The following is a 22,222-nucleotide window of genomic DNA, read 5'->3' as shown; positions in this document are numbered from 1 at the left end:
TCCACCATGACCCTGCTTTCTCGCCCCTTGTCCCGCTTGGCTGCGCTTGCGCTGGCGGGGCTGTGTGCCGCCGGCGTCGCTGCCGCCGCCGCGCCGGTCGTCACGGTGCCCGGCATGCCGCCCGTGGTGAACCCGGACAACCTGTACAGCGAAGTGGGCGCCGGCCGCCTCAGCGCCGCAGTAGCGGGGGCGCTGCCTCGGGTGTATGTGCCCAATGTGCGCTCGAACGACGTCTATGTGATCGATCCGGCGACGTTCAAGGTGGTCGATAAATTCCGTGTGGGTTTCAGCCCGCAGCACGTCGTTCCCTCATGGGACCTGCAGATCCTGTGGGTTGCCAACAATGCCGAAGGCCGGCCCGACGGCAGCCTGACGCCGATCGACCCGAAGACCGGCAAGCCCGGCAAACCGGTCAGTGTGGACGACCCCTACAACATGTATTTCACGCCGGACGGCAAGGAGGCCATCGTGGTGGCGGAAGCCTATGCGCGGCTGGATTTTCGCGATGCGCACACGATGGCGCTGAATTCGAGCCTGAGCGTGCCGCAGTGCAAGGGGATCAACCACGCCGATTTTTCGATCGACGGCAAGTTCGCGCTGTTCACCTGTGAATTCGGCGGCAAGCTGGCGAAGATCGATCTGGTGAACCGCAAGGTCGTGGGCTATCTTGAACTCGACAAGAAGGGCATGCCGCAGGACATCCGCAGCTCACCCGACGGCCGGGTGTTCTACGTGGCCGACATGATGGCCGACGGCGTCTATGTGGTCGATGGCGACAGCTTCACGAAGGTGGGCTTCATCAAGACCGGCGTCGGCACGCACGGGCTGTACCCGAGCCGCGACGGCACGAAGCTGTATGTCTCGAATCGCGGCACCAACCGCATTCACGGAGCGCGCCGCGGCAAGGGCAGCGTCTCGGTGATCGACTTCGCCACGCGCAAGGTTCTCACGACCTGGCCGATTCCGGGTGGCGGCAGCCCCGACATGGGCAACGTCAGCGCGGACGGCAAGATGCTGTGGCTGTCCGGCCGCTTCGACGATGTGGTGTATGCCATCGACACCACGACGGGCGCGGTCAGGTCGATCAAGGTCGGCATGGAGCCGCACGGCCTGACCGTCTGGCCGCAGCCCGGGCGCTACTCGCTGGGCCACACCGGCAATATGCGCTGACCGGCCCCTATACCTTGACCCGGTCCGCGGCCAGCCGCAATTCGCGCGCCATGGCGCAGGCCAGCGCCAGGCGCCGTAAGAGCCAGGGTGTGAGGTCGGCGGCCACCAGCGGGTCGGGCCGCGGCTGGAACGGCTGGCCCGCCACGACCGGCGCGGGGTCTGCCCCGGCATGGCCGGCGTCGGTCCCGGCGCCGCTGCCGGCCAGCTCTTGCTGAATCCGCAAAGACGCCTGTTGCAGTGCCGGAGTGGCCTGCTCCAGGTTGAGCTGGGCGTGGCGCAGCAACAGTGATTTGATGGCCGTGAGCTGGGCCAGCAACTGGTAGCTGCGCGCCTGCAGCGTCTCGAGCGGCTCCAGCGGCGGGCGCACCTGGCGCGGCTCGGCCATCGTGCGCTGGATCGCCAGCGTCACGGCCGACAGGCTGTCGTAGACTTCGCGGCGCGCCAGCCGCCAGGGCAGGTCGGACTTGCGCTCCTTGTCCAGCAGCGCCAACGCCAGCAGGGCATGCTGGCGCTGGGCTTTCACGCTCCGCTGCACCAGGGCGGGAATCTGGTTGCGCTCCCAGTGCGGCAATATGTAGCTGAACAGCCAGGCGATGGAGGCGCCGAGCAGGGTGTCGGCCAGGCGTTCGCCCATCGCCAGGGCGGGCTCCAGGCCGGTGACCAGCAGGTGCACCATGAGCAGGGCTCCGAGTGTCGCCGCGACCGTGGTGTAGAGGTAGCGGCGCAGTGCAAAGGCGTGGGCCAACCCCTGGCTCAGCGCCACCACCAGCAAGATGGTGAAGCCGCCGGGGCGGGTCGCCAGCAGCGCCATGACCAGCAGGCAGCCGAGCACGGTGCCGGCTACGCGCGCGTTGCGCCGCTGCACCGTTTGCGCCAGGTTGCCGCGCATCACCACCACGATGGAGAAAAGGACCCAGTACCCGTGCCCTGCCCACGGCAAATGCAGGGAGACCAGGTAGCCGGCGCCGACCGCGAGCGTGGCGCGCAGGGCGTAGCGCAGCATCGGAGCGCGCCAGCTCAACTGCCCCAGCAGTGGCTGCCACGACCAGGTGGTGGCACTCACGAACAGCTGCCACTGCGTGCGCACGTCGGCCAGTTCGGGGCGCACGTCGCCGCGCGCCAGGGCGACCATGCGGGCGGTTTCGTCGTGGATGTGGCCGATGCGGTTGGCCATGCTGTGCAACAGGGCGGCGGAGTCGGGCTCGCCGGTATTCAGGGGGAACGGCTGCGGGCCCGCGCGGGTTTGCGGCGGCAGTGCGCCGTGCAGCCGCTCGCGCAGGTCGGGCACCGGGACGATCGCGTTGCGGGCGCGGCCCAGCAGCAGGTCCAGCGCCAGCTGCTCGAGCTCGGCGGCGCTGGTGTTCAGGGCCGTCTGCAGCAGCGGCAGCGTGGGGGCCGTGGCACTGGCATGGTGGGTCAGCAAAAAGTCCAGGTCCAGGTTGCAGGCGAGCTGGTGGTCGCGCGCCTCGAGCAGGGCGAGCAGCATGGCGGCCAGCCGCTGGCGCTTCGGTGTGGTGGGCGACTCCAGCACCACGTCGCGGGTGTTTTGCAGGTAGTCCGCCAGCGTGATCTGCTGCCCCAGCATGATGGCCAGCAGCGCTTCGTGATCGGGCTCAGGCCCCAGGCGCCGGGCCTGGGTGCGCAGGATCTGTGCGAACGTGACCAGGCATTCGGCCAGCAACTGGGTGCGAAAGAGCTGGTTCAGCACATGGGTGGTGAGCACCGCCCAGATCAGATACAGAACTGCGCCGACCCCGTACCAGCCGGTGTTCATGGCGATTTGTTCGAGCGACGACGGCGGCGGCGCCGCCATGGCGAACAGCATCGAGAACAGCATCGAGAACGTGATGGGGCCGCCGCGCTTGCCCCAGGCCATCAGCATGACGGACAGAAACGTGCCGGCCACCAGCACCAGCCCGAGTTGCACGGGGTCCTGGTGCACCAGCTGCACCAGCACGAACAGCGGCGCACCCAGCAGCGGGGCGGGCAGTATCTGCGTCAGCTTGCGCCGGCGCGGCGCCGCGACATCGGGCAGGCTGGTGATCAGGACGCCGACCGCGGCGCTGGAGACCGCGACCACGCCGGCCAGCGCGAACACGGCCAGCAAAATCACCAGCAGGCCCACCGATACCGCCAGGCCGTTGGTCACGTACTGGCTCAGCACGACGCGCAGCACCCGGTGCATTGCAGCGCGCAGCCGGGCGGCCAGCGAGGAGGGGAGGGTCAGGTCAGGCGGGTTCCGGTTCATCATGTGCGCAGCACACTTTACCGGACTGGCGCGTCAGGGCGCCGCAGAATCGGCACCCTCGGGCCGGGCGGGCGCCGGTGCCGGGGCTGCGGGCGACGTGGCCCCTGGCACCGTGAGCGTCTGGCGCAGCGCGGCTTTTTCGCCGGCGCTGGCAAACTTGCTGTACTTCGCCAAAAGCGGTACCAGCTGGCCGTAGATCTTCGGATTCGCCGCCAGGCATTCCTTCTGGCCCATGAAGTCGGCCTCGCCCGTGAGGTTGCCGACCAGGCCGCCGGCCTCGGTCACCAACAGCGAGCCCGCCGCCACGTCCCAGGGCTGCAGGCCGGCTTCGAAAAAACCGTCGGTAAAGCCGGCCGCCACATAAGCCAGGTCCAGGGCGGCGGCGCCGGGGCGGCGCAGGCCGGCGGTGCGCGGCATCAAATCGGCCATCATGGCCAGGTAGTTCTTGAAGTTGTCGCCCGGGCGGAACGGGAAGCCGGTGGAGATCAGGGATTCCTGCAGCCGTGTGCGCTTGGACACGCGCAGGCGCCGGTCATTCATGTAGGCGCCGCGGCCGCGCGTGGCGGTGAACAGGTCGTTGCGGCTGGGGTCGTACACGACGGCCTGCTCGACCTTGCCGCGCGCGGTCAATGCGATGCTCACGCAATACACCGGAAAGCCGTGGATGAAGTTGGTGGTGCCGTCCAGCGGGTCGATGACCCAGACGAATTCCGAATCCTTCGCGCCGTGCTCGCTGCCCGACTCCTCGGCCAGGATGCCATGGCCCGGATAGGCGGTGAGCAGGGTTTCGATGATGGCCTGTTCGCTCGCGTGATCGACTTCGGTGACGAAATCGTTGACCTGTTTTTGCGAAATGCGGATGGCTTCCACATCGAGCGCGGCGCGGTTGATGATGGCGCCGGCGGCGCGGGCGGCCTTGATGGCCACGTTGAGCATGGGGTGCAGATTGGGCGACATAAATTTTGAACCTTGCGGGACAGGCCTTTGGCGCCGTCCCCAACGGGTTGAAGAGCAAAACAAATCTGCCCGGCGATGCGGGCAGCGGCAAGGGGGTGATTTTACCTGTCGGCGCGCCGCGCTTCAGTACAGGCAGGTCAGGCTCAATTGCAGCAAGGTGAATCCGGGGTTGGGCTGCTTGATGTCGGCGTTGGAGAAGTGCGCGAGGCGCAGGCTGGCACGCACGGCTGGCGTGAACTGATAACCCACGCCCAGGTGGTCGCCGAACTGGAACGCCGTGCTGATGGCCTTGTCGGCAAATTGAGTGCGGCTGACCAGCGTAGGGCCGATCCCGCCTTCGACGAAGAAGCGCCCGTCGCCGGGCCACCAGCGCAGCATCGGAATGGCGCTGAGTTGCCACAGGCTGGCAGGCTGGCGCCCCTGCCTGGCATCCCAGTACGACAGGCCGAACTCGCCGGTCAGCTCGATCCGGCCGGGGCCGTCCGCTGACCGATGGGTCCATAGCACCGGCGTCTCCCAGCCCAGCGTGGTGCGCAGTGCATCGGGACCCCCGGCCAGTTGCACCATGATGCCGCCGCGGTCGGGCGCGGAGAGCGGTGCGGGCGTGACCTGCGCGCGCGCGCCCGTCGCCAGCATCAGTGCGGCGCCGAGCATGAGAAACCTGAAGACAGCAAGACGACCCATGGTGACCTCCCTCAATGTTTTTTCCTGGCGGCGCGCCATGATTCTGCAATCATTCACAGCGCGCTGCTCGCGGTCCGTGCGGCGACAATGGCGGATCCTGTGGTTATTCGGCTTATCCTGATGCTATTTTCTCGGTGTCCATGAAGACCCGTTTCATTCTGATCAATACCAGCCACGCCGGCAATGTCGGGGCTGCGGCCCGCGCCATGAAGGTGATGGGCTTCGACGACCTGGTGCTGGTCGCGCCGCGCTGGGCCAATGTGCTGCGCCGCGAAGAGACCATCCAGCGCGCCAGCGGGGCGCTCGACGTGCTGAAGAACGCACGCATCGTGCCCACGCTGGACGAGGCGCTGCAGGGCATGACGCACCTGTGCGCCACCGCGATGACGCCACGCGACTTCGGGCCGCCCACGGTGGCGCCGCGCGAGCATTTCGAGATGCTATCGAAAGAAGAGCGTGATGCGCAGACTGTGCAAGGACTCCGGCTCGATAAGACTGTGAATCCGGAGCAGGGCGTGGCGTTCCTCTTCGGCTCCGAGCGCTTCGGCATGCGCAACGAGGACGTGTACCGCTGCCACGCCTGCCTGAGCATTCCGACGAATCCGTCGTTCGGTTCACTGAACCTCGGCGCGGCGATCCAGGTGATTGCCTACGAATGGCGGCTGGCGCTGGGCGGCTTTGCGGTGCAGGACCGGGCCGCGGCACCGGCGTATGCCGATGCGCGTCAGGTCGGCGGCATGCTTGAGCATTGGGAGCGCACGCTCGTCGATATCGATTTCCTGGACCCCGAAGCGCCCAAAAAACTCGTGCCGCGGCTCAACCAGCTCGTGAATCGTGCGCACATCACCGTGGAGGAAATCCATATCCTGCGCGGCATCGCCAAGGCGGTGGCGCAGGTGGCAGCGCGCGCTAAAGCCAGTACTGACGCGGCTGGTGAGGCGCCGCAGCCGGCAGAAATACCGGCGAGACGCTAGACTCCTCGGATGTTTTCGCGCCTACGTTCCGACATTCAATGCATTCTTGACCGCGACCCGGCCGCCCGCAGCAGCTGGGAGGTGCTGACCTGCTATCCGGGGCTGCACGCGCTGGTGTTTCACCGCCGCGCGCACTGGTGCTGGGAGCATGGCTTCAAATGGCTGGGGCGTTTTCTGTCGCACATTGCGCGTGGCCTGACCGGCATTGAAATCCACCCCGGCGCCAAAATCGGCGAGCGCGTGTTCTTCGACCATGCCATGGGCGTGGTGATCGGCGAGACTGCCGAGATCGGCGACGGCTGCACCATCTACCAGGGCGTCACGCTCGGCGGCACCTCGCTCTACAAGGGCGTGAAGCGCCATCCGACGCTGGGGCGCGACGTGGTGGTGAGCGCGGGTGCCAAGGTGCTGGGCGGCTTCGTGGTGGGCGACGGCGCCAAGATCGGCAGCAACGCGGTGGTGATCAAGCCGGTGCCGGCGGGCGCCACAGCGGTGGGCATTCCGGCGCGGATCCTGCTGTCCAAGGCGGGCGAGAGCGCCGATGTGGCGGCCCCGAGGCACAAATTCTCGGCCTACGGCATCACGCAGGAAGACGATCCGCTGAGCCAGGCGATGAAGGGGCTGATCGACAGCGCCTCCTCGCACGAGCACCAGATCGCGCTGTTGTGGCAGGCCGTGGAGACGCTCTCCAGCGCCCGGCCGACCCGTGATTGCGTGCCGGTCGACGCAACGCGCAGCGAAGCCTTCGAGGCCGAGAAGCTGAACCAGTTGGTCGGCAAGTAGGCTGCCCGGCGCGGTTGCAGCGCCGCGGACCCGATTCCGGCTATGGCCGCGCGGGGCGCATCGCGCTCTTGGGCCGGAATGCCTTGCACACTTCGTCGTTTGTTTCCAGGTACGGGCCGCCAATCAGGTCCACGCAGTACGGCACGGCCGCAAAAATCCCCGGCACGATGGATTCGCCCGTGGCGCTTCTCAATCCTTCCAGCGTTTCCTGGATCGATTTCGGCTGGCCCGGCAGGTTGATGATCAGGCTTTGGTCACGAATGACGGCGCACTGGCGCGACAGGATGGCCGTCGGCACGAAGCGCAGGCTGATCTGGCGCATCTGCTCGCCAAAGCCGGGCATGGGCTTGTGCGCCACCGCCAGCGTGGCCTCGGGCGTGACGTCGCGCGGGGCCGGGCCGGTACCGCCGGTGGTCAGCACCAGCGCGCAGCCGGCATCCACCAGTTCGATCAGCGCAGCGCTGATCGCGGCCTGTTCGTCGGGGATCAGCCGGGCCTCGAATTGGATGGAGTTCTTCAGCGCGCGCGTCAGCCACTCCTTGAGTGCGGGCAGGCCCTTGTCTTCGTAGACCCCGCTGGAGGCGCGGTCGCTGACCGAGACGATGCCGATTCTGACGGCGTCGAGCGCAGTGGCTTGTGGCGTGTTCATGGTGTCTGTGCTGCCGGCGCGGCGCCGGCCTCCTTGTTGGCGAGCTGCTCCCGCACCAGCTGGAAGATATCGCGGTAGGCGCGGCCATGGCGCGGCGCCTCGCCGGGCTTGCCCGGCCTGGCGTCCTTGCGCGCCTGGCGGATCAGCGCGCGCAACTGCTGGGTGTCGGTTTGCGCAAAGTCGGCGAGCCAGCGGCCCAGCGCGTCTTCGTCGGCAATCAGCGCGTCGCGCCATTGTTCGGCCAGGTGCAAATTGAGCGTTTCCTGGGCCGAGCCGCTGTGCTGCTCCTCGAGCGCGGCGCGGATGGCGACCAGCGTCTCGGGCGGCAACAGCCGCATCAGCTTGCCGATGAACTGCATCTGGCGCCGCCTGCCCTCGAAGTTGCTGATGCGCTTGGCCTCCTGCACCGCATCAGCCAGTTTCTCCGACAGGTCCAGCCGCTCCAACAGGTCGGCGCGCAAGGTCAGCAGGTCTTCGCCGAGTTTTTGCAGTTCGGTGCTCTCGCGTTTGAGATCGGTCTTGCTCAGCGCGTCGGTGCCCTTGAGCTCGCGCTTGAGTTCGAGGTCGAGCTCGCTGCCCTCGGCAACGAATTTGCCGTGGACGAAGTAGCCTTTGGTGGGTTTGCGTGACATGGTAGGGTGATCAGGAGGGGCGGCGGCCCCCGGGGCCACTGCGGCAAGTATCATAGCCGTCGATATGAAAAAACCATCCCAAGCTGCCAGCGCCAGCCCCGCGCGCATCGACAGCGGCTTCAGTTACAGCCGCCCGTTTTTCGAAGACCTGGTGGACAGCGCCCTGGCGCACGCCAAAAAGCTGGGCGCCACCGATGCCGGCGCGGAGGCGTCCGAGGGCTGCGGCCTGAGCGTGTCGGTGCGCAAGGGCGAGCTGGAAAACGTGGAGCGCAACCGCGACAAGTCGCTGGGCGTGACGGTCTATGTCGGCAACCGCCGCGGCAACGCCAGCACCTCCGATTTTTCCAGAGCGGCGATCGAGCAGACCGTGCAGGCGGCCTATGACATTGCGCGCTTCACGGCCGAAGATCCGATGGCCGGGCTGCCGGACGCAGAGGACATCGCCACGGTGCAGCCGGATCTGGACCTGTTCCACCCCTGGGCCATCACCAGCGAGCAGGCCGCCGCACTGGCGATGCAATGCGAAGCTGCCGCCCTGCAGACCGACCGGCGCATCACCAACAGCGAAGGCGCGAGCGTGTCGGCGCAGCAGTCGCATTTTTTCAGCGCCCACACGCACGGTTTCCGCGGCGGGTATGCCAGCTCGCGCCACAGCCTGTCGGTCGCGCCCATCGCCTCGTCGCCCGGCAAAAAGCAGGACATGCAGCGCGACGCCTGGTACAGCTCGATGCGCGCTGCCGCCGAGCTGGCGTCGCCCGAGGCGGTCGGCCGCTATGCCGCCGAGCGGGCGCTGAGCCGCCTGAAGTCGCGCAAGATCGCCACCACCGAGTGCCCCGTGCTGTTCGAGTCGCCGCTGGCAGCGGGACTGCTGGGCGGCCTGGTGCAGGCGGTCAGCGGTGGCGCGCTGTACCGCAAGAGCACGTTTTTGCTGGACTCGCTGGGCAAGCCGGTGATGCCGAAACACATCGACGTTCTGGAGGACCCGTTCGTCAAGCGCGGCAAGGGCAGTTCGCCGTTCGACGATGAAGGCGTGCAGGTCAGGGCGCGCAAGGTGGTCGATGCAGGGCGCCTCGAAGGCTATTTTCTGAGCACTTATTCGGCGCGCAAGCTGGGCATGAAGACCACCGGCAACGCCGGCGGCTCGCACAACCTGACCTTGACGTCGCGCCTGACGCGCCCGCAGGACGACCTGGACGCCATGCTGCAAAAACTCGGCACCGGCCTGTTCGTGATCGAGCTGATGGGGCAGGGCGTGAACTACGTGACGGGCGACTACTCGCGCGGCGCCAGCGGCTTCTGGGTGGAAAAGGGGCGCATCGCCTACCCGGTGGAGGAGATCACCATCGCCGGCAACCTCAGGGACATGCTGATGGGCATCGAGGCGGTCGGTGCCGACGCCTACAACCACGGCGCCAAGACCGTGGGCTCGGTATTGGTGAACCGGATGAAGGTGGCGGGCAGCTGAGTGCCGGCCTCAAGCGTCAGCCCGCCAGCGCGGCCTTCACCGCGGCGCTGACCTGGCCCATGTCGGCCTTGCCGGCCAGTTTCGTTTTGACGGCGCCCATCACCTTGCCCATATCGCCGGGACCCTTGGCGCCGAGCTCGGCAACGATCGCTTTCACCTCGGCCGTCACCTCGTCGGCGCTCAGGCGCGCGGGCAGGTAGGCCTGCAGCACGGTTGTCTCGGACGCTTCCTTGTCGGCCAGATCCATGCGGCCGGCCTGGGTGTAGGCGGCAATCGAATCCTTGCGCTGCTTGATGAGCTTGTCCACGATCGCGATCACGGCCACGTCATCGACCACCACGCGCTCGTCCACCTCTTTTTGCTTGATGGCGGCCAGCAGCAGGCGAATGGTGCCCAGGCGCTCGCTGTCCCTGGCGCGCATGGCGGTTTTCATGTCTTCGGTGATCTGGTCTTTGAGTGACATCGTGTTCTCCGGGAAAAGGGTGTTTGTGCGGCCCAAAAGCAAAAGCCCGCCAGAGCGTCCCCGGGCGAGCTTGTCTTTCTTCTGGTCGATTGCCGCGCGGGCAATCAGGCGGGAAGTCGAATCAGTACAGCTTCTTGGGCAACTGCATCGAACGGATGCGCTTGTAGTTGCGCTTGACCGCGGCGGCCTTCTTGCGCTTGCGCTCGGCGGTGGGCTTTTCATAGAACTCGCGCGCGCGCAGTTCGGTCAGCAGGCCGAGTTTTTCGATGGTGCGCTTGAAGCGGCGCAGGGCCACGTCGAACGGCTCGTTTTCTTTCAGACGGATGGCGGTCATTAGGTAATGGTTTCCAAAAATTTGCCGAAACGCTACTTCAGGGAAGATCAGGCCCCGGGGTGCGTGTCCAGCGGTGTTCCCCGTCTCAATGTGGATCAGGCCGACGGGGGTTTGCCAGCAAAGCCTGCAATTATAGTGTTTTTCCGTTTGCAAGTGCCTGCGCGCAGGCAAAAGCGCTGGCCCAGGCCCATTGAAAGTTGTAACCGCCGAGCCAGCCCGTCACATCGACCGCCTCGCCAATGAAATACAGGCCCGGCTGCTTCGATTCCATGGTCTGGGACGACAGGTCGCGGGTGTCCACGCCGCCCGCCGTGACCTCGGCCTTCTTGTAGCCTTCGGTGCCGGTGGGCGTGAGTTCCCAGCGCGCGAGACGTTCGGCCAGCAGCATCAATGCCTTGTCCGGGGCGTCGCTCACCGGGCGCTGCCAGCGGCTGTCCTGCTGTACCCAGGCCTCGGCCAGCCGCGACGGCACCAGGGCGGCCAGTTCATTGGCAATGCGCTTGCGCGAGCTGGTCTTGGCCCGCGTCAGCGCTTGCGCCACGTCGTGCCCGGGCGCCAGGTTGAGCCGGATCGGGGCACCCGCGGCCCAGTAGCTGGAGATTTGCAGCACCGCCGGGCCGGACAGGCCGCGATGCGTGAACAGCAGGTCTTCGAGGAAGGTGGTCTGAGCCTTCTTGCTGCCGGTCGAAATCTGCACCGGCAGCGACAGCCCGGCCAGTTGCGCATAGGGCGCCCAGCCGGCGCCGTCGAAGGTCAATGGCACCAGGGCGGGGCGCGGCTGCACCACGCGCAGGCCGAACTGGCGTGCCACGCGGTAGGCAAAATCGGTCGCGCCGATTTTCGGGATGGACAGTCCACCCGTGGCCACCACGATGGAACGGGCCGCGATGATGCCCCGGTCGCTATCGAGTTCATAGCATGAGGCGCCCGCTGCACCTGGGCTGCGGATGCTTTTGATGCTGCAAGGCTGCCAGCGCTGCACGCCGCCGGCCGCGCACTCGGCCAGCAGCATCTGGATCAGGTCTTCGGCCGAGTGGTCGCAAAACAGCTGGCCCTTGTGCTTCTCGTGGAACGGGATGCGGTAGCGCTCCATGAGCGCGGTGAAGTCGCGCGGCGTGTAGCGCGCCAGGGCTGAGCGGCAAAAATGCGGGTTCTCGCCCGAGAAGTTGGCCGGGGTCACGTCGCGATTCGTGAAATTGGCGCGCCCGCCGCCCGAGATGCGGATCTTCTCGGCCACCTTCTCGCTGTGGTCGAGCAGCAGGACCTTGAGCCCGAGCTGCCCCGCGACGCCGGCGCAGAACAGGCCGGCAGCACCCGCGCCGATGATCACGGTGTCAAATGAATGAGTCAAACGGCCCCTTAACGCTTGCCGGACTTTGGCAAGGGCGACGAAATATAGCGCACGCGGGGGGCGATCAGCGGGCCATGTTCGCGCGAGACGCCGCCGAAGGGGTCGCGGATCCCGTTCGCAGGCCGGCGCAGTTCGCCACGGTGGTGTCCCGCTGCGCCTGCGCCGATGGGTATGAGGCGGGGAGAATGCCGCTGCCGCCCGACCCTTGGCTATGGGTCAATCCCGCGAGTGCAGGCTGGCCGGTTTCGTCATTGATTGCCGGTGTCAGCGCAAACAGGCCGAGCGCGAGCGCGACGACGCCCAGCCACAGCGTCAGTTGCCATTCAACGGGGAGGGTGCGTTTGTGGCCGGGCACGGTGTGCCTGCCACGTCTTGCTTTTTTCCGGGTGTGCATGAAGTTTCTCCTTCAGGCAAAAGTCAGCAAAATCTGGTTCGGTGGACCGCCTTTTCGCGACGACGGCCGCGCGGCGGGACCAACAATGTAGTAACTCCTGTGGGTGGCGTTACGCACTGCGCATCGGGTGGTTGCGCGGCGTGCCATGGCGATTTCTAGCTCGCCGTTTTCCCAAATTCAAGGCAACGCCCGCCTGTTCGGGCGCCTTTGGCAATAGTTCACATCAATACAAGTAACGACAAGCAACGCCCGAAAAAACACCCGAAAACGTGCGCCGGTCAGGCGGCCCGGGGCCGTCGCGAGGCACGCGGTGCAACGTCGCCGGTGTGCGCCTGCGGCATCGTGGCGATGGCGCGCGTTACGTCGCCCACCACGATCACCGAAGGGCTGGCCATGTGTTCGCGCTCGATGGCGGCGGACAGCTCGCCCAGCGTGGTGCTGATGTGGCGCTGGGTCGGCAGGCTGGCGTTCTGGATCACGGCCACCGGCGTGCCGGTTGGCAGCCCGGTCAGCAGGTCCTGCTGGATGCGCTGTGCGCCGCGCACGCCCATGTAGATCACCAGCGTCAGCTTTGCACTGTGTGCGGTGGCGGCCAGGGCGCGCCAGTCGGCGCCGTCGCCCGTGCCCCCCACGGGGGCGTGACCGGTGATGAACACCACGCCATGCGCATGCTCGCGGTGCGTCAGCGGCGCGCCCAGCGAGGTGACGGCGGCCAGCCCGGCGGTGATGCCGTTGACCACCTCCACCTGGATGCCGGCGGCCTGCAGGTGCTCCACCTCCTCGCCGCCGCGCCCGAAGATGAACGGGTCGCCGCCCTTGAGCCGGACCACGGTTTCGCCTTCGCGCGCGGCCATGATCATGAGCTTTTCAATGAAGGCCTGCGGCGTGGACTTGCAGCCGCCGCGCTTGCCGACAAACACGATGCGCGCCTGCGGCGACGCGTAGGCCACGATGCCGTCGCCAACCAGGTCGTCGACCAGCAGCACGGTGGCGGCCGCGATGGCTTTCACGGCCTTGAGCGTGAGCAGTTCCGGGTCGCCGGGGCCGGCGCCCACCAGCGTGACCTGTCCCGTGCCGCCGGCGCTGTTTTTGAGTGAATTCATGGTGGGGAGACCAGACGCAAGATGTGTTCCACCTGCCGCGCGATCGGCGCCGGCACCGCCTGCTTGCCCGCCATGACGGCCCGGATATAGGCGGCGGTGCTGGCGGCATCGATCGCCTTGGGCAGATCGGGCAGCGCGCTCAAGGGGCCGCTTTGGGCTTCCTCCAGCAGCACGCGCCGGCCGGCCACGAAGCCCGTCATCTGCGGCATGCGGCGCGGGTCGGCGACGCCCTCGCCCTCGGTGCCGCGCAGCAGCAGGGCATTGGCCTGCACCAGCTCGAACACCGCCGCCATCGAGGTGGCGTATTCGGGGTGGGTGTAGCTGCCCACGACCAGGCTGGGGCCGGCGCAGGGGTTCATCAGCTTGACCAGGCTGTGCGCCGGGTTGCGCAGGCCGACCGCGCGGCGCACATCGAGCAGGCGCTGCAAGCCGGCGCAGAGCAGTTTCGTGGGGACAAAGGCCACTTCGCCGGGTGCTACGGGTTTGATAGCTGTCTGCGCGCGTATGTCAAGGGCTTCGAGCACTTCTGATGTATAGACCCGGGTGTTTTCGGTGGCCGTGCCGTGCACCAGCACCGGCAGCCCCTCGCGCGCCAGCAGCAGCGCCAGCAGCGGCGTCAGCAGCGGCAGCTTGCGCGCGCCGTTGTAGCTGGGCAGCACCACCATCGGCTTATCCGTCGCCGGCAGTTTGTGCAGGCGTGCATGGGCCGCGTCGAGAAAACCCGCCATCTCGGCGGGCGTCTCGCCCTTGATGCGCATGGCCAGGCAGAAGCCGCCCACTTCCAGGTCGGTCACCGCGCCGTCGAGCACCTGGCCGAACAAATCGGCGGCCTGCTCGCGGCTGAGCGCGCGCGCGCCGTCCTTGCCGCGGCCGATTTCCCTGAGGTAGTGACTGATTGCCATGACCCCGATTGTCTTTGATGCCTGATGACTTTTGGTTATGAGCTGATATCTGCCGCGCGCCTGGCGCATCGGTCTCAGGCGGCCTGTTTCAACGGCAGGGTCGCCCGGATGATTTTGCGCAGTTCCGGCACGCAGGAGCCGCACTGGGTGCCGCATCGCAGCCTGGCCTGCAGCGAGGCCAGGCGGCTGTCCTCCGGGCCCGCCGCACCCGCCAGATGGGCGCGGATGGCCGTGTCCGTCACGTTCAGGCAGGTGCACACCTGTTGGCCGCGCGATTGCACCGCAACGGGCGCCTTGGCGCCGGGCACCAGCAGCAGGCGGCCGTACGCCTGCGCCGGCAGCTCGTCCTGCAGCAGGGTCTTGATCCAGCTCTCGGCGCTGATGTCGCCGGCCAGCACAAAGCCCGTGAGCCGTGCCTGATCGCCCATGCGCGCGAGCCGGGCCGCGCGGCGCTGGCCTTTTTTCCTGTCGGCGTAGCGAAGCACGTCGGAGCCGCCCAGGCCCAGCAGGCGCTCGATGTTTGCGATGACCTCAATGGGCGCCGCCTCGTAACTGGCGGCGCGAAACAGCAGGCCGGTGCGCTCGCGGCCGAAGGGCACGCAGCTGGCAAACGGAAACAGCGCCATCAGACGCTTGAGCTCCTCGCGCGCCGCCAGCGCCCGCTCGTCCGGCAGCCAGGCCACGCCGAGCAGCGACCACGGCAGTTCGGCCTTCAGGATTTTCACCGCCGCGTGCTTGAGCTCGGGCTGTTTCGAGTTCGGGCAAAAGGCCGAGGTGGTCAGCGCATTCACGCCGGCCAGCCGCACGCCCATGCTGCTGACGCCGCCGAGAAACTCGCCGCCCCAGTGCATGGCGATGAAGGCCTGGCTCAACCCCATTTCGCTGGCGCCCTGCACCGGCAGCACGATCGAGCCGCGCCGGCTGGTGACGTGGACCAGGTCGCCCTCCTGGAGGCCGCGGCGCGCCATGTCCTGCGGGTGCAACTGCACGGCCGGCTCGGCCACATGGCCGAACAGCCGGCCCAGCGTGCCGGTGCGGCTCATGCCGTGCCACTGGTCGCGCAGGCGCCCGGTGGACAGGCTGAACGGGTAGCGCGACTCGCGCGGCTCGGCCACGGGCCGGTAGGTGGTAGCGGCAAAGCGCGCGCGGCCGTCGGGCGTGGGGAAGACGCCGTCTTCGTACAGGCGCGCCTTGCCGACCGTCTCGCCCTCCGGCAGCGGCCACTGCTGCGGGCCTGCGTCGTCGAGCCGGGCGTAGCTCAGGCCCGTGATGTCGAGGTCGCGGCCGCGCGTGGATTCGCGGTGCTCGTTCCAGATGGCTTCGGGCGTGTCGTAGGGGAACAGGCCCGTTTCGGCACGAACAGGCAGCAACGGCTCCAGTCGCCGCGCAAAATCCACGGCAATAGCCCAGTCGTGGCGTGGACCGTTTTGCGCACTCCCGGGCGGTGGAACCGCCGCCCGCACCCGGCTGATGCGCCGCTCGCTGTTGGTGACCGTGCCTTCCTTTTCACTCCAGGTCGTGGCGGGCAGCAGCAGGTCGGCGTAATCGCAGGTGGCGGTGGTGGCAAAGGCTTCCTGCACCACCACGAACTCGCAGCGTTCCAGTGCTCGGCGCACCAATGCCTGGTCGGGCATGGACTGGGCCGGGTTGGTGCAGGCAATCCACAGCGCGCGGATTTCGCCGTCGGCCGCCGCCTGGAACATCTCGACCGCCGTCTTGCCGGGCTGGTCGGGCACCGAGGGCACGCCCCACAGCGCGGCCACTTCGGCGCGGTGCTGCGGATTCGCCAGGTCGCGGTGCGCCGACAGCAGGTTGGCCATGCCGCCGACCTCGCGCCCGCCCATGGCATTGGGCTGGCCGGTCAGCGAGAACGGGCCGGCACCGGGTCGCCCGATCTGGCCGGTGGCCAGGTGCAAATTGATCAGCGCCGCGTTCTTGGCGGTGCCGCTGCTCGACTGGTTCAGGCCCTGGCAGTACAGGCTGAGCGTGGGTGCGCGACGCCCCGCATCGCCCGCCGAAGCGCCGGCGAACAGCTGCGCCGCGACATACAGGTCTTCTTTGGTGATGCCGCAGACCTGCGCCACGAGGGCCGGCGTGCAGTCGCGCAGCGTGGCCTTGAGCGCATCGAAGCCGCTGGTGTGGGCCGCAATCCAGGCGGCATCGATCCAGCCTTCCCACAGCATGATGTGCAGCATGCCGTTGAACAGCATGACGTCGGTGCCGGGCTGGATCGGCAAATACAGGTCGGCGATCGCCGCGGTGTCGGTGCGGCGCGGGTCGACCACGATGATTTTCAAGGCCGGGTTGGCGGCCTTCGCGTCCTCGATGCGGCGAAACAGGACCGGGTGCGCCCAGGCCGTGTTGCTGCCGACAATGAAAAGGCGCTGCGCGTGGCTCACGTCGTCGTAGCAGGCGGGCGGTGCGTCCATCCCGAGCGTCTGCTTGTAGCCCGCCACCGCGCTGCTCATGCACAGGCGCGAGTTGGTGTCCACGTTGTTGGTGCCGATCAGGCCCTTGGACAGCTTGTTGAAGACGTAGTAGTCCTCGGTCAGCAACTGGCCCGAGAGGTAAAAGCCCACGGCATCGGGCCCGTGCTCGCGGGTGATGCGCGCGAAGGTCTGGCTGGCCAGGCCAAGGGCGGCGTCCCACGCCAGGGGCACGGGCGCCTCGTGCCGGCGCAGGCGCTGCATTGGCTGCATCAGCCGGGTCTGCCGGGTCACGGCCGCGCTGGCCGTCAGGTGCAGCGTGGCGCCCTTGCTGCACAGCCGGCCGAAGTTGGCCGGATGCCCGGGGTCGCCGCGCACGCCGGTGACCTGATCGCCCTGCGACTCGATGATCACGCCGCACCCTACACCGCAGTAAGGGCAGGTCGAACGCGTTTCATGCGTCATGCGGTGGCGGCTGCCTTCAAAGCCGGTCCGGCAACGGGTTGGGGCAGGTCGGTGGCGTGGCTGGCGAGTTCACCGGCATCCAGATACACGGTGCCGGCCTCAACCTTGACGGCAAAGCGCGGCGTGCAGCCCTCGTCGGGCGCCTTGGCGCAGCCGTCGTCCAGCCCGATCACCCGGTTGTGCAGCGGGCAGGCCACGCTGGTGCCGAACACGATGCCCTGCGAGAGCGGGCCGCCCCGGTGCGGGCAGCGGTCGAGCAGCGCGAACACCTGGTCCTGGTCGTTGCGGAACACGGCGACGGCCACGCCCTTGGGGCGCGCCACCCGGCGTGCGCCTAGCACGGGGATGTCTTCAACGCGGCAAATGGCTTTCCAGTCGTTCATGTGCTATCCCTTTTGTAGCTGATTGCGCCCTGTGGACAAGGGCTGGCAGCGGTTTTCATTCAATATAGGGTGGTCAGGCCGTGAGCGGCTCGAACTGCCGCGTGTCCACGCCCGCCTTGTCCGTCTCGAACCACGGATCGGGCTCGCCATCCACGCTGAACTGCAGGCGCTCCCACAGCGCCTTGCGGCCCTCGGCGTCGTCCAGGATCCGCTTCTTCACGTAGTCGAGGCCGACGCGCTGGATGTAGTGCACGGTGCGCTCCAGGTACCAGCCTTCCTCACGGTACAGCTGCAGGAAGCCGCCGGCATACTCCAGTACCTCCCCCGACGTCTTCACCTTCACGAGGAATTGCGCCACCTCGGTCTTGATGCCGCCGTTGCCGCCCACGTGGATTTCCCAGCCCGAATCGACGCCGATCACGCCCACGTCCTTGATGCCCGACTCGGCGCAGTTGCGCGGGCAGCCGCTCACCGCCAGCTTGACCTTGTGCGGCGCGTACATGCGCCACAGCGCGCGCTCCAGGTCCTTGCCCATCTGCGTGCTGTCCTGCGTGCCGAAGCGGCACCACTCCGACCCGACGCAGGTCTTGACCGTGCGCAGCGCCTTGGCGTAGGCGTGGCCGGAAGGCATGCCGATGTCCTTCCAGACGTTTTGCAGGTCTTCCTTCTTCACCCCCAGCAGGTCGATGCGCTGGCCGCCCGTGACCTTGACGGTCGGGATCTTGTATTTGTCCACCGCGTCGGCGATGCGGCGCAGCTCGCTGGCCGTGGTCTCGCCGCCCCACATGCGCGGAATCACGCTGTAGGTGCCGTCCTTCTGGATGTTGGCGTGGCTGCGCTCGTTGATGTAGCGGCTTTGCGGGTCGTCCCTGGCCTGCTTGGGCCAGGTCGAGAGCAGGTAGTAGTTGACGGCCGGGCGGCACATTGAGCAGCCATTCGGCGTGCGCCACTCCATGAAGTGGAACACGTCGGCAATGGCCAGCAGCTTGTGCGCCTTGATGGCCTCGCGCACCTCCTGGTGGCTGTGCTCGGTGCAGCCGCACAGGGCTTTTTTCGCAGGCAGGGCCGAGTAGTCGCCGCCGGCCGTGGCCATCAATAGCTGCTCGACCAGCCCGGTGCACGAGCCGCAGCTCGCGCTGGCCTTGGTGTGCCGGCGCACTTCATCGAGCGTGAACAGGCCCTTGTCCTTGATCGCCTTGCAGATGGTGCCCTTGGTGACGCCGTTGCAGCCGCAGACCTCGGCGTCGTCCGGCATGCCTGCGGCCTTGCTGTGGCCCTCGTGGCCGCTGTCGCCGATGTTGGATTCGCCGAACATCAGCTTGTCGCGGATGTCGTGCACGCTGCGGCCGTCGCGCAAGAGCTTGAAGTACCAGCTGCCGTCCACCGTGTCGCCGTACAGGCAGGCGCCAACCAGCCTGTCGTCCTTGATCACCAGCTTCTTGTAGACCCCGCCGAACGGGTCGCTCATCACCAGCTCTTCGGTCCCTTCGCCGCCCATGAATTCGCCAGCCGAGAACAGGTCGATGCCCGTGACCTTGAGCTTGGTCGAGGTCAGCGAGCCGGTGTAGCGGCCGATGCCGAACTGCGCAAGGTGATTCGCCGCCACCTTGGCCTGCTCGAACAGCGGCGCCACCAGGCCGTAGGCGATGCCGCGGTGCGCCGCACATTCGCCCACGGCGTAAATGCGCGCGTCGGTCACGGTCTGTAGCGTGTCATTGACCACGATGCCGCGATTGCAGTGCAGGCGCATGGCTTCGGCCAGCTCGGTGTTCGGTCTGATACCGACCGCCATGACCACGAGGTCGGTCGGCAGCTCGGTGCCATTCTTGAACCGGATCGCCATGACCCTTCCATCCCGGTCGGGAATCAGCGCTTCGGTCTGCGCGCCGATCATGAACTTGAGCCCACGGTCTTCCAGCGATTTTTGCAGCAGCTTGCCCGCCACATCGTCGAGCTGGCGCTCCATCAGCCAGGGCATCACATGCACCACGGTCACGTCCATGCCGCGCAGCATCAGGCCGTTGGCCGCTTCCAGTCCCAGCAGGCCGCCGCCGATGACGACGGCGCGCCTGTATTTCTGCGAGGCCTCGATCATCGCGTTGGTGTCGGCGATGTCGCGGTAGGCGATCACGCCTTCCAGTTCCTTGCCCGGCACCGGCAGGATGAACGGATTCGAGCCGGTGCACATCAGCAGGCGGTCGTACGGCTCCTCGGTGCCGTCCTGGGCGCGCACGATGCGGTGCACGCGGTCCACCTCCACGACCTTTTTGCCGGCGTGCAGCGTGATGTGGTTGTCCCGGTACCAGTCCCAGGCGTTGAGCACGATCTCGTCGAGCGTCTGCTCGCCCGCGAGCACCGGCGACAGCAGGATGCGGTTGTAGTTGGGGTGCGGCTCGGCCCCGAACACCGTGATGTCGTAGAGCTCGGGTGCGATCTTGAGCAATTCCTCGATGGTGCGAATCCCGGCCATGCCGTTGCCCACCATCACCAGCCTGGACTTTTTCATACTGTGTCTCCGTAACGAGTTGGGCTACATCCGCAAGTCCCATGCCAGTTCGCTGCGCTATGGCGGGTGCGGGCCCGCCACGCTGACTGCGCTCCTGTTTGTTGCATTGCACCAATCTGGATCGAAAACGTGCCTGCCCGTGGTGCATGCGCTTGCAACGCGGCATCGGCTTGCCCTATGAGCGGCTTCGGGCGATCTCGAAGGCGCTGGCGCACATCTTGCTCACACCTCGTTCAAGCATTCGATCTCGATGTGATGCTGCGCCTGGGACGGGGCGTTCAGAAGCGGCACTCGTGATGCGCAGTTTTTTATTCGCAGAGGACTATCCATGAAGAATGTCATTGCTTCACTCAAGAGCGGCGACTGGCGGGCGTTGCTGGCCTGCTTTCTCTATTTCGACTCGGGGTTCACGGTCTGGGTCATGCTGGGCCCCCTGGCGCCCTTCATCAGCCGGGACATCGCGATGTCTCCGGCGGAGCAGGGTTTTCTGGTGGCGGTGCCCGTGCTCGCGGCCGCGATTCTCCGGGTTACTTTGGGGAACCTGTTTCAGTCGGTGGATGGCCGAAAAATCGCGCAGATGGGCGTTCTGCTGTCCGCCATCCCAGCCTTTGTCCTGCTCTTGACGCCGGGCGCACCCTCGTACCTGACGCTGCTGGTCCTCGGGGTGTTTCTGGGCATGGGCGGCGCCAGCTTCGCCGTTGCATTGCCGATGGCCGGCAGCAACTACCCGCCCCGGGTGCAGGGCCTGGTGCTGGGGCTCGCGGCCGCGGGCAACATCGGCGCCGTACTCGACGGCTTCATGTTCCCGACGCTGGCCGGTGCGTTCGGGTGGCAAAAGGCGACGGCTGCAGCCTTGCCCTTGCTGGCGTTGACTTCAGTCGCGATTTTCTTCTGGGCGAAGGACCGCAGCCCCAAGACCGGCAGCCCCCTGCCGGCGTTTGGCGCCTTTGCGCTAACCCTGTTCGGGCTGATCGGCATGGTCCTGCTGGTGCATGCGGGGGCTCTCGGTGGCGGCGAGGCCGGGCTGTTGTTGCTGCCTTTCTTTGGCGCCCTCATGGCCGTCGCGGTACTGCCCCAACGTTACCGCGCCGTGCTGGCCGAGCGCGACACCTGGGTGATCATGCTGGTCTACAGCATCACCTTCGGCGGCTTTGTCGGCATGTCGTCCTACGTCTCGCTGCTGCTCACCAGCCTGTATCAAATGTCCAAGATCAATGCGGGCCTGCTGATGGCGCTGATGGCCTTCACCGGCGCTGTTCTGCGCCCCTTCGGCGGCCTGATCGCCGACCGGGTGACGGGCGTGCGGGCGTTGCTCTTCCTGCTGGCGGGCATCTCGGTGCTCGACTTCACCTTCGCGGCCACCATGCCCCCGCTGGCCGGCGGCGTGGTGCTGCTGCTCGGTCTGTACACCTGCTTCGGGCTGGGCAACGGCGCGACCTTCCAGCTGGTGCCGCACCGCTGGCAGGGCAAGACGGGCGTGATGACGGGGATCATTGGCGCGGCCGGTGGCATCGGGGGCTTTTACCTGCCCGTCGTGATGGGCATCGCCAAGCAGAGCACCGGCAGCTACCAGATGGGGTTTGTCACCTTCGGCGCCATCGCGGCGCTCGCCTTCGTGCTGGTCGCCGCCCTGCGCCAGAAGTGGCTCGCCTGGGCGATGCCCGAGCATGCACAGGGTGCGCGGCCGCCCGCCATGGGGATGGCGACCGCAATAAAGTAAATCCGGCAACCGCGTAGAGCGTGGTGGCGCTAGCTCAAGCCGGGCCGGAGCCCTGGCGGCTGGCTTCGAACAGGAACCAGGTGCGTCGCTCGGTCTCGTCGATCCAGACTTCGATCAGGCTGGCGGTGGCGATGTCGCTGTGCTCCTCGCACACGCCATGGGCCTCGCGCAGGCTCGCGGCCAGCGTCTTGTTGTCCTCGCGCAGCTCGGCCAGCATGTCCTGCGGCTCGACGTAGTCGGCATCGTTGTCCAGCACGCGCTGGGTGCGCGCGATGTGGCCGATGGAGCGCAGCGTGGTGCCACCCACCTTGCGCACGCGCTCGGCGATCGGGTCGGTCATGGCGAAAAGCTGGTCACCCTGTTCGTCCAGCAGCAGGTGGTAGTCGCGGAAGTGCGGCCCGCTCATGTGCCAGTGGAAATTCTTGGTCTTGAGGTAGATCGCGTACACGTCCGCGAGGATGGCATTCATGGCGCCGGTGATGTCCCGGGTCGCGGCGGCCCTGAGGTCGCTGGGCGTGGCCAGCGGCGCCTTCTGCCGGGTCTTGAGGGCCTCGGTCTTGCTTGCTGAATTTTTCTTCATGGAGATTTCCTTTTCAGTCAATGAGCCGCGCCA

The 22,222-nt window shown here is 67.1% G+C and carries 20 protein-coding genes; 5 read left to right on the top strand and 15 right to left on the bottom strand.

What is annotated here, in order from left to right; genetic code table 11:
• Window positions 1-6 precede the first annotated feature (6 nt).
• Window positions 7-1,170 carry a YncE family protein gene (locus EUB48_RS14320; protein WP_142819772.1) on the top strand — a complete coding sequence of 388 codons (1,164 nt, stop codon included), beginning with the start codon at window positions 7-9 and terminating at the stop codon, window positions 1,168-1,170.
• Window positions 1,171-1,177: 7 nt separating this feature from the next.
• Here EUB48_RS14320 and EUB48_RS14315 read toward each other — a convergent pair whose 3' ends face one another.
• From EUB48_RS14315 to EUB48_RS14305, 3 genes are all read right to left on the bottom strand, one after another.
• Window positions 1,178-3,421, bottom strand: coding sequence for an FUSC family protein (locus tag EUB48_RS14315; protein WP_338052396.1), 2,244 nt, complete (start codon window positions 3,419-3,421; stop codon window positions 1,178-1,180).
• Window positions 3,422-3,451: 30 nt separating this feature from the next.
• Window positions 3,452-4,375, bottom strand: a complete 924-nt coding sequence (locus tag EUB48_RS14310; protein WP_142819768.1) for an inositol monophosphatase family protein — start codon at window positions 4,373-4,375, stop codon at window positions 3,452-3,454.
• A gap of 123 nt (window positions 4,376-4,498) precedes the next feature.
• On the bottom strand, window positions 4,499-5,059 hold the full coding sequence (locus tag EUB48_RS14305; RefSeq protein WP_142819766.1) for an acyloxyacyl hydrolase: 561 nt from the start codon (window positions 5,057-5,059) through the stop codon (window positions 4,499-4,501).
• A gap of 140 nt (window positions 5,060-5,199) precedes the next feature.
• Between EUB48_RS14305 and EUB48_RS14300 the strand changes: the two genes are divergently transcribed.
• Both EUB48_RS14300 and cysE read left to right on the top strand, forming a co-directional pair.
• Window positions 5,200-6,033 carry an RNA methyltransferase gene (locus EUB48_RS14300; protein ID WP_142819764.1) on the top strand — a complete coding sequence of 278 codons (834 nt, stop codon included), beginning with the start codon at window positions 5,200-5,202 and terminating at the stop codon, window positions 6,031-6,033.
• 9 nt (window positions 6,034-6,042) lie between these two features.
• On the top strand, window positions 6,043-6,816 hold the full coding sequence (gene cysE, locus EUB48_RS14295; protein ID WP_142819762.1) for a serine O-acetyltransferase: 774 nt from the start codon (window positions 6,043-6,045) through the stop codon (window positions 6,814-6,816).
• Between the two features lie 40 nt (window positions 6,817-6,856).
• Here the strand turns inward: cysE and mog are convergent, their stop codons facing one another.
• On the bottom strand, window positions 6,857-7,465 hold the full coding sequence (gene mog, locus EUB48_RS14290) for a molybdopterin adenylyltransferase (protein WP_142819760.1): 609 nt from the start codon (window positions 7,463-7,465) through the stop codon (window positions 6,857-6,859).
• Window positions 7,462-8,097 carry a ribosome biogenesis factor YjgA gene (gene yjgA, locus EUB48_RS14285; RefSeq protein WP_142819758.1) on the bottom strand — a complete coding sequence of 212 codons (636 nt, stop codon included), beginning with the start codon at window positions 8,095-8,097 and terminating at the stop codon, window positions 7,462-7,464. Before yjgA ends, mog begins: the two co-directional genes overlap by 4 nt.
• Window positions 8,098-8,161: 64 nt before the next feature.
• Here yjgA and pmbA point away from each other — a divergent pair, with 64 nt between their 5' ends.
• The gene (gene pmbA / locus EUB48_RS14280) at window positions 8,162-9,562 is read left to right on the top strand and encodes a metalloprotease PmbA (protein ID WP_142819756.1); all 1,401 of its coding nucleotides are present in this window, start codon (window positions 8,162-8,164) and stop codon (window positions 9,560-9,562) included.
• A 16-nt stretch (window positions 9,563-9,578) separates the two neighbouring features.
• Here the strand turns inward: pmbA and EUB48_RS14275 are convergent, their stop codons facing one another.
• The 9 genes from EUB48_RS14275 to nirB all read right to left on the bottom strand — a co-directional run bounded on the left by EUB48_RS14275 (window position 9,579) and on the right by nirB (window position 19,889).
• Window positions 9,579-10,025, bottom strand: a complete 447-nt coding sequence (locus EUB48_RS14275) for a GatB/YqeY domain-containing protein (protein ID WP_142819754.1) — start codon at window positions 10,023-10,025, stop codon at window positions 9,579-9,581.
• A gap of 121 nt (window positions 10,026-10,146) precedes the next feature.
• A complete protein-coding gene (rpsU, locus tag EUB48_RS14270; protein ID WP_077561342.1) occupies window positions 10,147-10,359 on the bottom strand; it encodes a 30S ribosomal protein S21 in 213 nt (70 codons plus the stop codon).
• Between the two features lie 130 nt (window positions 10,360-10,489).
• Window positions 10,490-11,710 (bottom strand): BaiN/RdsA family NAD(P)/FAD-dependent oxidoreductase, encoded by a 1,221-nt coding sequence (locus tag EUB48_RS14265; RefSeq protein WP_142819752.1) that lies wholly within the window; start codon window positions 11,708-11,710, stop codon window positions 10,490-10,492.
• 64 nt (window positions 11,711-11,774) lie between these two features.
• Entirely contained in the window at window positions 11,775-12,104 is a 330-nt protein-coding gene (locus EUB48_RS14260; protein ID WP_142819750.1) for a hypothetical protein, read from the bottom strand.
• 278 nt (window positions 12,105-12,382) lie between these two features.
• Complete coding sequence (cobA, locus tag EUB48_RS14255) at window positions 12,383-13,207, bottom strand: uroporphyrinogen-III C-methyltransferase (protein ID WP_142819748.1); 825 nt, start codon at window positions 13,205-13,207, stop codon at window positions 12,383-12,385.
• On the bottom strand, window positions 13,204-14,109 hold the full coding sequence (gene ybiB, locus EUB48_RS14250; RefSeq protein WP_142819746.1) for a DNA-binding protein YbiB: 906 nt from the start codon (window positions 14,107-14,109) through the stop codon (window positions 13,204-13,206). Before ybiB ends, cobA begins: the two co-directional genes overlap by 4 nt.
• A 74-nt stretch (window positions 14,110-14,183) precedes the next feature.
• Entirely contained in the window at window positions 14,184-17,000 is a 2,817-nt protein-coding gene (locus EUB48_RS14245) for a nitrate reductase (protein WP_142819744.1), read from the bottom strand.
• Window positions 16,997-17,383 (bottom strand): nitrite reductase small subunit NirD, encoded by a 387-nt coding sequence (gene nirD, locus EUB48_RS14240; RefSeq protein WP_142819742.1) that lies wholly within the window; start codon window positions 17,381-17,383, stop codon window positions 16,997-16,999. The genes EUB48_RS14245 and nirD overlap by 4 nt, the downstream gene beginning before the upstream one ends.
• Before the next feature lie 73 nt (window positions 17,384-17,456).
• A complete protein-coding gene (gene nirB / locus EUB48_RS14235) occupies window positions 17,457-19,889 on the bottom strand; it encodes a nitrite reductase large subunit NirB (RefSeq protein WP_142819740.1) in 2,433 nt (810 codons plus the stop codon).
• 328 nt (window positions 19,890-20,217) lie between these two features.
• Here nirB and EUB48_RS14230 point away from each other — a divergent pair, with 328 nt between their 5' ends.
• Window positions 20,218-21,609: an MFS transporter gene (locus EUB48_RS14230; protein WP_142819739.1), complete on the top strand. Its 1,392-nt coding sequence runs from the start codon at window positions 20,218-20,220 to the stop codon at window positions 21,607-21,609.
• Between the two features lie 34 nt (window positions 21,610-21,643).
• Here the strand turns inward: EUB48_RS14230 and EUB48_RS14225 are convergent, their stop codons facing one another.
• A complete protein-coding gene (locus EUB48_RS14225) occupies window positions 21,644-22,189 on the bottom strand; it encodes a Dps family protein (protein WP_142819737.1) in 546 nt (181 codons plus the stop codon).
• Window positions 22,190-22,222 lie beyond the last annotated feature (33 nt).

Source organism: Rhodoferax sediminis, assembly GCF_006970865.1.
Lineage (GTDB): Bacteria > Pseudomonadota > Gammaproteobacteria > Burkholderiales > Burkholderiaceae_C > Rhodoferax_A > Rhodoferax_A sediminis.
Note: the sequence above shows the minus strand (reverse complement) of the source record. Positions and strands in the feature narration are given on the sequence as shown.

What these genes read in the sequence shown, in the direction of transcription:
- cobA (WP_142819748.1), bottom strand. Translation starts at nt 13,207, where the DNA reads ATGAATTCACTCAAAAACAGCGCCGGCGGCACGGGACAGGTCACGCTG.
- pmbA (WP_142819756.1), top strand. Translation starts at nt 8,162, where the DNA reads ATGAAAAAACCATCCCAAGCTGCCAGCGCCAGCCCCGCGCGCATCGAC.
- EUB48_RS14225 (WP_142819737.1), bottom strand. Translation starts at nt 22,189, where the DNA reads ATGAAGAAAAATTCAGCAAGCAAGACCGAGGCCCTCAAGACCCGGCAG.
- nirB (WP_142819740.1), bottom strand. Translation starts at nt 19,889, where the DNA reads ATGAAAAAGTCCAGGCTGGTGATGGTGGGCAACGGCATGGCCGGGATT.
- EUB48_RS14275 (WP_142819754.1), bottom strand. Translation starts at nt 10,025, where the DNA reads ATGTCACTCAAAGACCAGATCACCGAAGACATGAAAACCGCCATGCGC.
- cysE (WP_142819762.1), top strand. Translation starts at nt 6,043, where the DNA reads ATGTTTTCGCGCCTACGTTCCGACATTCAATGCATTCTTGACCGCGAC.
- EUB48_RS14320 (WP_142819772.1), top strand. Translation starts at nt 7, where the DNA reads ATGACCCTGCTTTCTCGCCCCTTGTCCCGCTTGGCTGCGCTTGCGCTG.
- ybiB (WP_142819746.1), bottom strand. Translation starts at nt 14,109, where the DNA reads ATGGCAATCAGTCACTACCTCAGGGAAATCGGCCGCGGCAAGGACGGC.
- rpsU (WP_077561342.1), bottom strand. Translation starts at nt 10,359, where the DNA reads ATGACCGCCATCCGTCTGAAAGAAAACGAGCCGTTCGACGTGGCCCTG.
- yjgA (WP_142819758.1), bottom strand. Translation starts at nt 8,097, where the DNA reads ATGTCACGCAAACCCACCAAAGGCTACTTCGTCCACGGCAAATTCGTT.
- EUB48_RS14245 (WP_142819744.1), bottom strand. Translation starts at nt 17,000, where the DNA reads ATGACGCATGAAACGCGTTCGACCTGCCCTTACTGCGGTGTAGGGTGC.
- nirD (WP_142819742.1), bottom strand. Translation starts at nt 17,383, where the DNA reads ATGAACGACTGGAAAGCCATTTGCCGCGTTGAAGACATCCCCGTGCTA.
- EUB48_RS14305 (WP_142819766.1), bottom strand. Translation starts at nt 5,059, where the DNA reads ATGGGTCGTCTTGCTGTCTTCAGGTTTCTCATGCTCGGCGCCGCACTG.
- mog (WP_142819760.1), bottom strand. Translation starts at nt 7,465, where the DNA reads ATGAACACGCCACAAGCCACTGCGCTCGACGCCGTCAGAATCGGCATC.
- EUB48_RS14315 (WP_338052396.1), bottom strand. Translation starts at nt 3,421, where the DNA reads ATGATGAACCGGAACCCGCCTGACCTGACCCTCCCCTCCTCGCTGGCC.
- EUB48_RS14260 (WP_142819750.1), bottom strand. Translation starts at nt 12,104, where the DNA reads ATGCACACCCGGAAAAAAGCAAGACGTGGCAGGCACACCGTGCCCGGC.
- EUB48_RS14300 (WP_142819764.1), top strand. Translation starts at nt 5,200, where the DNA reads ATGAAGACCCGTTTCATTCTGATCAATACCAGCCACGCCGGCAATGTC.
- EUB48_RS14230 (WP_142819739.1), top strand. Translation starts at nt 20,218, where the DNA reads ATGAAGAATGTCATTGCTTCACTCAAGAGCGGCGACTGGCGGGCGTTG.
- EUB48_RS14310 (WP_142819768.1), bottom strand. Translation starts at nt 4,375, where the DNA reads ATGTCGCCCAATCTGCACCCCATGCTCAACGTGGCCATCAAGGCCGCC.